The organism is Streptomyces sp. TLI_185, assembly GCF_003814765.1.
Taxonomy (GTDB): domain Bacteria; phylum Actinomycetota; class Actinomycetes; order Streptomycetales; family Streptomycetaceae; genus Streptomyces.
In genome coordinates this window covers 5,833,086-5,845,131 of record NZ_RKRB01000001.1, presented here as the reverse complement: position 1 = coordinate 5,845,131, position 12,046 = coordinate 5,833,086, and the positions used below count along the sequence as shown (strand labels likewise).

6 protein-coding genes and 3 rRNA genes are annotated in these 12,046 nt (G+C 63.8%); 1 reads left to right on the top strand and 8 read right to left on the bottom strand.

Annotated features, from left to right (window positions below; genetic code table 11):
* Nucleotides 1-33 precede the first annotated feature (33 nt).
* The 7 genes from EDD92_RS26925 to EDD92_RS26895 form a co-directional block, all read right to left on the bottom strand.
* Nucleotides 34-1,206, bottom strand: a complete 1,173-nt coding sequence (locus tag EDD92_RS26925; RefSeq protein WP_123966741.1) for an acetoin utilization protein AcuC — start codon at nucleotides 1,204-1,206, stop codon at nucleotides 34-36.
* Entirely contained in the window at nucleotides 1,157-2,380 is a 1,224-nt protein-coding gene (locus tag EDD92_RS26920) for an MFS transporter (protein WP_123966740.1), read from the bottom strand. The genes EDD92_RS26925 and EDD92_RS26920 overlap by 50 nt, the downstream gene beginning before the upstream one ends.
* Before the next feature lie 78 nt (nucleotides 2,381-2,458).
* Nucleotides 2,459-3,187, bottom strand: coding sequence for a VC0807 family protein (locus EDD92_RS26915; RefSeq protein ID WP_123966738.1), 729 nt, complete (start codon nucleotides 3,185-3,187; stop codon nucleotides 2,459-2,461).
* A 69-nt stretch (nucleotides 3,188-3,256) separates the two neighbouring features.
* Nucleotides 3,257-3,901: an HAD family phosphatase gene (locus EDD92_RS26910; RefSeq protein WP_123966736.1), complete on the bottom strand. Its 645-nt coding sequence runs from the start codon at nucleotides 3,899-3,901 to the stop codon at nucleotides 3,257-3,259.
* 70 nt (nucleotides 3,902-3,971) lie between these two features.
* Nucleotides 3,972-4,088, bottom strand: a 5S ribosomal RNA gene (gene rrf, locus EDD92_RS26905).
* A 95-nt stretch (nucleotides 4,089-4,183) separates the two neighbouring features.
* A 23S ribosomal RNA gene (locus tag EDD92_RS26900) occupies nucleotides 4,184-7,306 on the bottom strand.
* Between the two features lie 315 nt (nucleotides 7,307-7,621).
* Nucleotides 7,622-9,147, bottom strand: a 16S ribosomal RNA gene (locus tag EDD92_RS26895).
* The 16S, 23S and 5S rRNA genes sit together here, the layout of an rRNA operon.
* An 842-nt stretch (nucleotides 9,148-9,989) precedes the next feature.
* Between EDD92_RS26895 and trpS the strand changes: the two genes are divergently transcribed.
* A complete protein-coding gene (trpS, locus tag EDD92_RS26885; protein WP_123966734.1) occupies nucleotides 9,990-11,027 on the top strand; it encodes a tryptophan--tRNA ligase in 1,038 nt (345 codons plus the stop codon).
* On the opposite strand, the gene EDD92_RS26880 is transcribed toward trpS, so the two are convergent.
* A complete protein-coding gene (locus tag EDD92_RS26880; protein ID WP_123966732.1) occupies nucleotides 10,955-11,977 on the bottom strand; it encodes a GlxA family transcriptional regulator in 1,023 nt (340 codons plus the stop codon). The genes trpS and EDD92_RS26880 overlap by 73 nt on opposite strands.
* Nucleotides 11,978-12,046 lie beyond the last annotated feature (69 nt).

The following is a 12,046-nucleotide window of genomic DNA, read 5'->3' as shown; positions in this document are numbered from 1 at the left end:
CGCCGCGGCGCCCTGCCGACGTGGCCGTACCGGCTACGTCAGCAACCCCCGCAACGGAAACACCGCCCGCCGAGTAGCCAGCACCGCCTGGTCCAACCGGTCCGCAGGGTCGTACCCCGCCTCCCAGGAGGGGTACGACACCGGCCACCGCCCATCAGTCATCCGCGCCGGCGCCAACTGCCGCGTCCGCGCGAACACTTCCTGCCGCCACCCCTCCGGGATCACGGCCTCCGGCGCGATCTCCCGACCCGCCGCGATCCCCACCAGATGCGTCCACGACCGCGGCACGACCTCGACCACCGCATAACCACCACCACCCAGGGCGACCCACTTCCCGCCGGCGTACTCGTGCGCAAGCTCATGGCAGGCGACCTGCACGGCCCGCTGCGCATCCAGCGACACCGCCAGATGCGCCAGCGGATCCTCGAAGTGCGTATCGGCCCCGTGCTGCGTCACCAGCACCTGCGGCCGGAAATCGGCAATCAGTTCCGGTACGACGGCATGGAAGGCCCGCAGCCACCCGGCATCGCCGGTCCCGGCCGGCAGCGCCACATTGACGGCCGCCCCCTCAGCGGAGTCGGCCCCCGTCTCCTCCGGCCACCCGGTCTGCGGAAACAACGTCCGCGGATGCTCGTGCAGCGAGATCGTCAGCACCCGCGGGTCGTCCCAGAAGGCCGCCTGCACACCGTCCCCGTGATGCACGTCCACATCGATGTACGCGACCCGCTCGGCGCCCAGCTCCAGCAGCCGAGCGATCGCCAGCGAGGCGTCGTTGTAGATGCAGAACCCCGAGGCGCTCCCCGGCATCGCATGATGCAGCCCGCCCGCGAAGTTCACCGCGTGCAGCGCGTCCCCTCGCCACACCGCCTCCGCGGCCCCCACCGACTGCCCCGCGATCAGCGCGGACACCTCGTGCATCCCGGCGAAGGCGGGATCGTCCATCGTCCCCAGCCCGTACGCCCCGTTCGCCGCCTCCGGATCCGCCGAAGCCGCCTTCACCGCGTCGACGTAGTCCTCCCGGTGGACGAGCCGCAGGGTCGACTCCCCGGCGGGCTTCGCCGCCACCACCTCGACCTCCTTGTCGAGCCCGAAGGCATCGACAAGGCGCCTGGTCAGGGCGAGCCGGACCGGATCCATCGGATGATCCGGACCGAAGTCATAGCCCGTTACTGCCTCGTCCCACATCAACTGTGCGCGGCCGCTCATGCCCGCCACCGTATCGGTCCGGTTGAGGAGCGAACGACCTGGCGTAGACCATGGTCACCAGCACCAACACCATCGGGACGACCATGGCCCCGCGGTAGCTCCACGCATCCCCCAGCGCACCCACCAGCGGCGAGCCGATCAGAAAGCCGACATAGTTGAACACATTCAGCCGCGCGACGGCCGCATCGGACGCATGCGGGAACAACCGCCCGGCCGCCGCAAAGGTCTGCGGCACCAGCACACACAGCCCCAGCCCCAGCAGCGTGAAGCCGAGCATCCCCACCCACGCCCCCGGCGCGACGGCCACCACCGCGAACCCCAGCGCCGCCACCAGCGCCCCCAGCCGCACGACCGCGACGGCCCCGAACCGCCGTACCCCCAGGTCCCCGAGCGACCGCCCCAGCAGCGTGGTCACCATGTAGACGTTGTACGGCACGGTCGACAGCTGCTCCGAGCTCCCGAGCACGTCCTTCAGATACTTGGCACTCCAGTTGGAGACGGTCGAGTCCCCGATGTACGCGAAGGTCATCACAAGACACAGCGGCAGCAGCAGCTTGAAAACGACGGGCTGCCCCTGCGCCTGCCTCTCCCCCTCCTCCGATACGTCGACGGAGGCACCCGAGTCGACATACCACCGACTTCCGATCAGCGTGGCAGGCAACAGCACCGCGACGACCGGCAGATACGACACCCACAGCGCCAGATGCCAGTGCGCTCCCGCCCAGGCCAGCGAGGCCCCCACGATCCCGCCCAGGCTGAACGCGGCATGGAAACTGAGCATGATGCTGCGCCCGTACGCCCGCTGCAGGCTCACCCCGAGCATGTTCATCGAGGCGTCGAGCCCGCCCACCGCCAGCCCGAAGGCCCCCAGCGCGATCCCCAGCTCAGCCAGGTGCTCCCCCGACCCGACGCCGAGGAGCGCCAGGAGCACCACAGGCTGCAGGCACCGCAGCAGCAGACCGGGCCGTATCCGCTTCACCAGCTGCTCGGTCGTCACACTCCCGACACCGGCCAGGATCGGCACGGCGGCCAGGAAGGCCGGCAGCAGCGCGTCGGAGACCCCGTACCGGTCCTGAATGGCCGGGATACGAGTCACGAGAAGGGCAAAGGTGGCGCCCTGGGCAAGGAAGCTGAACGCCAACGAGGCCCTACCGCGCCGCAGCACATCTGTCATGGCGGCGAGCGTAGGGCCCCGGGCTACCTGTGGGTAGATCAAGCCAAAGATGAATTTCCCTCAGCTTTACTTTCTCTGTCAGGCCGCGACGGCGACGGCGCTCCGAGCAGCCGCTTCCTCGGCTTCCGCCTCGGCGCGGAGCATCTCCTCCATCGGCCCGGCGGCCAGCCCACCGCTGAGGAGGAAGGTCAGCACCATCACACCGGCCATCACGACGCCTCCGAGCCAGACCATGGTGTCCACGGGCACGGTGTACGCCCCCACGACCCGCGCCACGCACTCGGCGAGCAGGGCCACGCCCCAGACCACGGAGAACGTCCGCTCCTTGCGCAGGAAGTCGGCAGAGGCGGCGGCCCGGCCCGACGCCAGCCGCTGCCATGCGGCCTCCTTCTTCGGGTCGCCCTTCACCAGGAACGGCTTCATCCCGGCGGTCATCATCGGCCGGCCGAGAGCCACCGAGACCAGGATGCCGATGCCCACGGTGCTGCTGACCGCACCGTCCTTGGCGAGCATCAGCCGCGGGTCACCGGAGACGAAACTCAGCAGCAGGGAGACCACGTTGACGACGAGGATCAGCCCCGCCAGCCCGTTCGTCCTGCGCTCCTTCACCACGCTCCAGACGGTCCGGACCGCGGGGACGACGCTGCTCCAGGCGAGCGCCGCGAAGGTGCTCATCCCGAAGGCGTCCTTGAACAGGTAGTACGAACCGAGGGGGACCGCCACGTCCACAATCAGCGGGCGGAGGTTGTCGAGCGCGCTGGGAGTCTGGTTGCTGCTCTGGCCCTGGGACACCGTGTTCGTCGTCATGCCCTCAGCTTCCCGCCCGGCACCCGGTCGCCAGTAGAAACGATCGTCCGGAGCTCGGCATGACAAATGTCAGTGCAGCAGCCCTGACAACTCCCCCATACCCGAGAAGAGTTGAGTGGCCCCCGCAAGCCGCTCAGCAGGCGTCATGGCCGTGAACCCGTAGACGTCCATCCCAGCCGCGACAGCCGCCTGCACTCCGAGTGGCGAATCCTCCACAACCACACACCGCCCCGGCGCGACCCCCATCCGCTCGGCCGCGTACAGGAACAGATCGGGCGCCGGCTTCCCCCGCCCCACATCCTGCGAACTGAACACCCGCGACTCGTCGAACCATCGGTCCAGCCCCGTCGTCCAGTGCCCCACCCGAATCCGCTCATGACTCCCGGAGGACGCCACACAGTACGGCACTCCGTCCGCCGCCAGTTCCTCCAGTACGTCGGGGGCCCCGGCCACTGGCTTCAACTCCCGCTCGAACGCGGCGAACACACGCGCGTGGAAGACCTCGTCGAAGTCCACCGGCAGCCGGTGCCCGCTCCGCTCCAGCACGAGCTCATGGATCCGGTGCATGGCGGACCCCATGTAGTCCCGGATGGAGTCCTCGTACGAGGTCGGGTGCCCCAGCTCGGTGAGATAGGCGGCCAGGAGCCGGTTGGAGATCGGCTCGCTGTCCACGAGGACGCCGTCGTTGTCGAAGATGACGAGGTCGTAGCGCATGACACCACCCTAAACGGCCCGGAACGCAGAAAACCCCGCACCAAAATGGTGCGGGGTTTTCTCAAGATTTGTTCGGCGGCGTCCTACTCTCCCACAGGGTCCCCCCTGCAGTACCATCGGCGCTGTAAGGCTTAGCTTCCGGGTTCGGAATGTAACCGGGCGTTTCCCTCACGCTATAACCACCGAAACACTATGAAACTGTCGAACGTCTGCCGCACCACGCCGTGACCGGACGCGGGGCCGTTCGTGGTTTCAGAACCAACACAGTGGACGCGAGCAACTGAGGACAAGCCCTCGGCCTATTAGTACCGGTCACCTCCACACCTTGCGGTGCTTCCAGATCCGGCCTATCAACCCAGTCGTCTACTGGGAGCCTTACCCCATCAAGTGGGTGGGAGTCCTCATCTCGAAGCAGGCTTCCCGCTTAGATGCTTTCAGCGGTTATCCCTCCCGAACGTAGCCAACCAGCCATGCCCTTGGCAGGACAACTGGCACACCAGAGGTTCGTCCGTCCCGGTCCTCTCGTACTAGGGACAGCCCTTCTCAAGACTCCTGCGCGCACAGCGGATAGGGACCGAACTGTCTCACGACGTTCTAAACCCAGCTCGCGTACCGCTTTAATGGGCGAACAGCCCAACCCTTGGGACCGACTCCAGCCCCAGGATGCGACGAGCCGACATCGAGGTGCCAAACCATCCCGTCGATATGGACTCTTGGGGAAGATCAGCCTGTTATCCCCGGGGTACCTTTTATCCGTTGAGCGACGGCGCTTCCACAAGCCACCGCCGGATCACTAGTCCCGACTTTCGTCCCTGCTCGACCCGTCGGTCTCACAGTCAAGCTCCCTTGTGCACTTACACTCAACACCTGATTGCCAACCAGGCTGAGGGAACCTTTGGGCGCCTCCGTTACTCTTTAGGAGGCAACCGCCCCAGTTAAACTACCCATCAGACACTGTCCCTGATCCGGATCACGGACCCAGGTTAGACATCCAGCACGACCAGACTGGTATTTCAACGACGACTCCACCTGAACTGGCGTCCAAGCTTCACAGTCTCCCAGCTATCCTACACAAGCCGAACCGAACACCAATATCAAACTGTAGTAAAGGTCCCGGGGTCTTTCCGTCCTGCTGCGCGAAACGAGCATCTTTACTCGTAGTGCAATTTCACCGGGCCTATGGTTGAGACAGTCGAGAAGTCGTTACGCCATTCGTGCAGGTCGGAACTTACCCGACAAGGAATTTCGCTACCTTAGGATGGTTATAGTTACCACCGCCGTTTACTGGCGCTTAAGTTCTCAGCTTCGCCCCACCGAAATGGAGCTAACCGGTCCCCTTAACGTTCCAGCACCGGGCAGGCGTCAGTCCGTATACATCGCCTTACGGCTTCGCACGGACCTGTGTTTTTAGTAAACAGTCGCTTCTCGCTGGTCTCTGCGGCCACCCCCAGCTCAGGACGTAAAGCCCATCACCAGGTGTGGCCCCCCTTCTCCCGAAGTTACGGGGGCATTTTGCCGAGTTCCTTAACCATAGTTCACCCGAACGCCTCGGTATTCTCTACCTGACCACCTGAGTCGGTTTAGGGTACGGGCCGCCATGAAACTCGCTAGAGGCTTTTCTCGACAGCATAGGATCATCCACTTCACCACAATCGGCTCGGCATCAGGTCTCACCCCATATGAGTGGCGGATTTGCCTACCACTCGGGCTACACCCTTACCCCGGGACAACCACCGCCCGGGCTGGACTACCTTCCTGCGTCACCCCATCACTCACCTACTACAGGTCTGGTCCGTCGGCTCCACCACTCCCCTTTGCCCGAAGGCTCCGGGGCGGCTTCACGGACTTAGCATCGCCTGGTTCGATGTTTGACGCTTCACAGCGGGTACCGGAATATCAACCGGTTATCCATCGACTACGCCTGTCGGCCTCGCCTTAGGTCCCGACTTACCCTGGGCAGATCAGCTTGACCCAGGAACCCTTAGTCAATCGGCGCACACGTTTCTCACGTGTGAATCGCTACTCATGCCTGCATTCTCACTCGTGAACCGTCCACAACTGCCTTCCGGCGCTGCTTCACCCGGCACACGACGCTCCCCTACCCATCACAGCCTCCGTTGGGAGTATTACTGCAATGACACGACTTCGGCGGTACGCTTGAGCCCCGCTACATTGTCGGCGCGGAATCACTAGACCAGTGAGCTATTACGCACTCTTTCAAGGGTGGCTGCTTCTAAGCCAACCTCCTGGTTGTCTGTGCGACTCCACATCCTTTCCCACTTAGCGTACGCTTAGGGGCCTTAGTCGATGCTCTGGGCTGTTTCCCTCTCGACCATGGAGCTTATCCCCCACAGTCTCACTGCCGCGCTCTCACTTACCGGCATTCGGAGTTTGGCTAAGGTCAGTAACCCGGTAGGGCCCATCGCCTATCCAGTGCTCTACCTCCGGCAAGAAACACACGACGCTGCACCTAAATGCATTTCGGGGAGAACCAGCTATCACGGAGTTTGATTGGCCTTTCACCCCTAACCACAGGTCATCCCCCAGGTTTTCAACCCTGGTGGGTTCGGTCCTCCACGAAGTCTTACCTCCGCTTCAACCTGCCCATGGCTAGATCACTCCGCTTCGGGTCTTGAGCGTGCTACTAAAACGCCCTATTCGGACTCGCTTTCGCTACGGCTACCCCACCCGGGTTAACCTCGCAACACACCGCAAACTCGCAGGCTCATTCTTCAAAAGGCACGCAGTCACGAGACACCAAGCAAGCTTGATGTCCGACGCTCCCACGGCTTGTAGGCACACGGTTTCAGGTACTATTTCACTCCGCTCCCGCGGTACTTTTCACCATTCCCTCACGGTACTATCCGCTATCGGTCACCAGGGAATATTTAGGCTTAGCGGGTGGTCCCGCCAGATTCACACGGGATTTCTCGGGCCCCGTGCTACTTGGGTGTCTCTCCAACGAGCCGCTGACGTTTCGACTACGGGGGTCTTACCCTCTACGCCGGACCTTTCGCATGTCCTTCGCCTACATCAACGGTTTCTGACTCGTCCTGTCGCCGGCAGACGACAGAAGAGAGATCCCACAACCCCCACGACGCAACCCCTGCCGGGTCTCACACGTCGTAGGTTTGGCCTCATCCGGTTTCGCTCGCCACTACTCCCGGAATCACGGTTGTTTTCTCTTCCTGCGGGTACTGAGATGTTTCACTTCCCCGCGTTCCCTCCACTTGCCCTATGTGTTCAGGCAAGGGTGACAGCCCATGACGACTGCCGGGTTTCCCCATTCGGACACCCCCGGATCAAAGCCTGGTTGACGACTCCCCGGGGCCTATCGTGGCCTCCCACGTCCTTCATCGGTTCCTGGTGCCAAGGCATCCACCGTGCGCCCTTAAAAACTTGGCCACAGATGCTCGCGTCCACTGTGCAGTTCTCAAACAACGACCAGCCACCCATCACCCCCAACCAAAAGCTGGAGTTCACTGGGACCGGCAACTGAAGGCAGCCTCACGGCCGTGCCCTCAGACACCCAACAACGTGCCCGGCACTCCCGCCACTCGTGATCAGCGTTCCACGCTCCGAAGAGCAGTACTGGCAGCCCGAGATGACTGAAAGTGCCGAATAATCAACGTTCCACCCATGAGCAACCACCGTCGGACGTTTGCCGACGTAATGGCCCTGGACCACCAGGACATGCCCGGCGGCCTAGATGCTCCTTAGAAAGGAGGTGATCCAGCCGCACCTTCCGGTACGGCTACCTTGTTACGACTTCGTCCCAATCGCCAGTCCCACCTTCGACAGCTCCCTCCCACAAGGGGTTGGGCCACCGGCTTCGGGTGTTACCGACTTTCGTGACGTGACGGGCGGTGTGTACAAGGCCCGGGAACGTATTCACCGCAGCACTGCTGATCTGCGATTACTAGCAACTCCGACTTCATGGGGTCGAGTTGCAGACCCCAATCCGAACTGAGACCGGCTTTTTGAGATTCGCTCCACCTCACGGTATCGCAGCTCATTGTACCGGCCATTGTAGCACGTGTGCAGCCCAAGACATAAGGGGCATGATGACTTGACGTCGTCCCCACCTTCCTCCGAGTTGACCCCGGCGGTCTCCCGTGAGTCCCCATCACCCCGAAGGGCATGCTGGCAACACGGGACAAGGGTTGCGCTCGTTGCGGGACTTAACCCAACATCTCACGACACGAGCTGACGACAGCCATGCACCACCTGTACACCGACCACAAGGGGGCACCCATCTCTGGATGTTTCCGGTGTATGTCAAGCCTTGGTAAGGTTCTTCGCGTTGCGTCGAATTAAGCCACATGCTCCGCTGCTTGTGCGGGCCCCCGTCAATTCCTTTGAGTTTTAGCCTTGCGGCCGTACTCCCCAGGCGGGGAACTTAATGCGTTAGCTGCGGCACCGACGACGTGGAATGTCGCCAACACCTAGTTCCCACCGTTTACGGCGTGGACTACCAGGGTATCTAATCCTGTTCGCTCCCCACGCTTTCGCTCCTCAGCGTCAGTAATGGCCCAGAGATCCGCCTTCGCCACCGGTGTTCCTCCTGATATCTGCGCATTTCACCGCTACACCAGGAATTCCGATCTCCCCTACCACACTCTAGCCTGCCCGTATCGAATGCAGACCCGGGGTTAAGCCCCGGGCTTTCACACCCGACGTGACAAGCCGCCTACGAGCTCTTTACGCCCAATAATTCCGGACAACGCTTGCGCCCTACGTATTACCGCGGCTGCTGGCACGTAGTTAGCCGGCGCTTCTTCTGCAGGTACCGTCACTTGCGCTTCTTCCCTGCTGAAAGAGGTTTACAACCCGAAGGCCGTCATCCCTCACGCGGCGTCGCTGCATCAGGCTTTCGCCCATTGTGCAATATTCCCCACTGCTGCCTCCCGTAGGAGTCTGGGCCGTGTCTCAGTCCCAGTGTGGCCGGTCGCCCTCTCAGGCCGGCTACCCGTCGTCGCCTTGGTGAGCCGTTACCTCACCAACAAGCTGATAGGCCGCGGGCTCATCCTTCACCGCCGGAGCTTTACAACCCGGGAGATGCCTCCCAGGCTCATATCCGGTATTAGACCCCGTTTCCAGGGCTTGTCCCAGAGTGAAGGGCAGATTGCCCACGTGTTACTCACCCGTTCGCCACTAATCCACCCCGAAGGGCTTCATCGTTCGACTTGCATGTGTTAAGCACGCCGCCAGCGTTCGTCCTGAGCCAGGATCAAACTCTCCGTGAATGTTTACCCGTAATCGGGTGCACACATCACGAGAGCGGAACAGCCAGGCGGAATAAGCCCGGCCGTTCACAGCGTCCTCGCTGTGTTTTTTCAAAGGAACCTCGCCCCGGCCATGACGGCCGAGAACGGGGTATCAACATATCTGGCGTTGATTTTTGGCACGCTGTTGAGTTCTCAAGGAACGGACGCTTCCTTTGTACTCACCCTCTCGGGCTTTCCTCCGGGCAGTTTCCCTTCGGTCTTGCGTTTCCGACTCTATCAGACCGTTTCCCGATCCGATTTCCTCGGTGCTTTCCAGGTTCCCGCTTTCGCGTTTCCCTTTCCGGCGGTTCCGACTCTATCAGATCCTTTCGGGCCTGACTCCCAGTCAGAGGGGCTGTCCTCCCGGCCGTTGGGCCGTTCCGACGAGTGAGACTTTAGCGGATTCCCGGCCCCCGAGCTAATCGGGGTCCGCGTCCTTTCGAACGTGGATTCCTCATTTCGTAAATACGCATGCCAATAACGCGACGCCAGACAGATCGACTGGCCGTCGAGTAGTGGTTGGTACTTGCGAAGTGGCTGTCCGGGGACCGACCGCAGTCGGCGCTCACGTCGGACAACTCGGAGAACAGTACGTAGCGCGCAGAGGTGTGTCAACTCGCCTCCGGGCAGCACCCGGGAGGCGTACCCTGAGGGCCATGACTACGCGTACGTGCACCCAGCAGTGGTGGGCCGCCTGACGGCGGCCGTACTCACGTATGCGTTCAACGGCCGCCGCCCCGGCGGCCGTTCTCGTTTCTCCCTCCAGAGCTCCTGAGGGCCGGCCGCCGGGACGGCGGTCTCGACCAGGAGGTGGAGAAGAGATGACGCGGGTTTTCAGCGGGGTCAAGCCGACCGGGCACCTGACGCTGGGGAACTACCTGGGAGCCATGCGGCAGTGGGCTGCCGTGGACCAGCACCGGGCGGATGCACTGTTCTGCATCGTCGATCTGCATGCGCTGACCGTGGACCACGATCCGGCGCGGGTGCGCAGACTCAGTCGGCAGGCGGCGACGCTGTTGCTCGCCGCGGGGCTGGATCCGGCGCTGTGCACCGTGTTCGTACAGAGTCATGTCGATGAGCACGCCCGGCTGTCGTACGTCCTCGAGTGTGTGGCGACCGACGGTGAGATGCGGCGGATGATCCAGTACAAGGAGAAAGCTGCTCGCGAGCGCGAGCGGGGCGGGAGTGTGCGGCTGTCCCTGCTGACGTATCCGGTGCTGATGGCGGCGGACATCCTTGTGTACGGGGCGGACGAGGTGCCGGTGGGGGACGACCAGGCGCAGCATGTGGAGCTGACGCGTGATCTTGCGGTGCGGTTCAACCAGCGGTACGGGCATACGTTCGTGGTGCCGAAGGCCACACTTCCTGCGGTCGCGGCGAGGGTCATGAATCTGCAGGAGCCGACGTCGAAGATGGGGAAGTCGGACGACTCCGGGCCGGGGATCGTCTATCTGCTCGACGAGCCGGATGTCGTGCGGAAGAAGATCATGCGGGCCGTCACCGACAGTGGGCGGGAGATCGTGTACGACCGGGAGGAGCGGCCCGGCGTGACGAATCTGCTCGAGATCCTGGCGGCCTGCACGGGTGGGAACCCGGAGGCCTTGAGCGGTGTATATGAGTCGTACGGGTCCTTGAAGAAGGACACCGCAGAGGCCGTGGTCGAGCTCCTCAGGCCCGTACAGGAGAGGCACAGGGTGCTGTGCGCTGATCCTGGCTATGTGGAGGGGGTGCTGCGGGATGGTGCGGAGAGAGCGCGGGCGTTGGCCCGGCCGACCGTGGATGCCGCTTATCGCGCGATCGGGTTGCTGCCGGCTGTTTCGGATACCGGGGCCGGTGTGGTGCTGAACGCAGCGCGGTAGGCGCGCGGGCTGGTGGCGAGGCGCGATGCGAAGTGCTGGCGCATCGTGACCTCGCTGCCGAAGCCGGCGCGGCGGGCTACTTCGGGCATGGGCAGGTCGGTTCGTTCGAGGAGTTTCTGCGCTGCGGCGATGCGCTGGTCGAGGAGCCAGCGGAGCGGGGGCGTGCCGGTCTGTGCGGTGAAGTGGCGGGCGAAGCTTCGTGGGGACATGCCTGCGTGGGCGGCCAGGTCGGCGATGGTGAGCGGTTCGTGGAGGTGGCGCAGGGCGTGCTCGCGTACGGCGGCGAGGGTGTCGGCGTCGCGGTCCGCGCGGGGTGTGGGGCGCTCGATGAACTGTGCCTGGGTGCCCGTGCGGAAGGGGGCGGTGACCATTGAGCGGGCGATGGTGGCTGCGGCTTCGGCGCCGTGGGACTGGCGGACGAGGTGGAGGCAGAGGTCGATGCCGGCCGCGGTGCCGGCTGCGGTCCAGAGGTTGTCGTCCTCGATGAACAGGGCGTCGGGGACGACGGTGACCTGGGGGTGGTGTGCGCGGAGAAGGCTGACGAGGTTCCAGTGAGTGATGGCACGCCGGCCGTCGAGCAGGCCGGCCTGGGCGAGGGTGAAGGCGCCGCCGCACAGGGCCGCGATGGTGGTGCCGCGGGCGTGCGCGCGGCGGAGGGCGTCGAGGACGGGGGTGGGTGCGGGTGTGAGGTGGTCGTCGAGGCCGGGGATCACGATCAGGTCGGCTCGGGGCAGCCAGGCGAGGGTGCGGTCCGGGTGGAGGGTCATGCCTCCGCGCATGAGGATGGGGGTGGTGGTGTCGGTGCCGACTCGGCGTAGGTCGAAGGCGGGGGCGCCGCGGTCGGTGCGGTCGCTGCCCCAGACCTCGGTGATGACGGAGACGTCGAAGGCGCGGATGCCGGGGAAGGCGACGAGGGCGACGCGGTATGTGTCCTCTGCGGCGTTCTCCATGGATGGCAGTAAACCATCGATCGCTGTCTTTTCGCCCTCTGGGGCGGGAGTGCTCCCCGCGGCAGGATC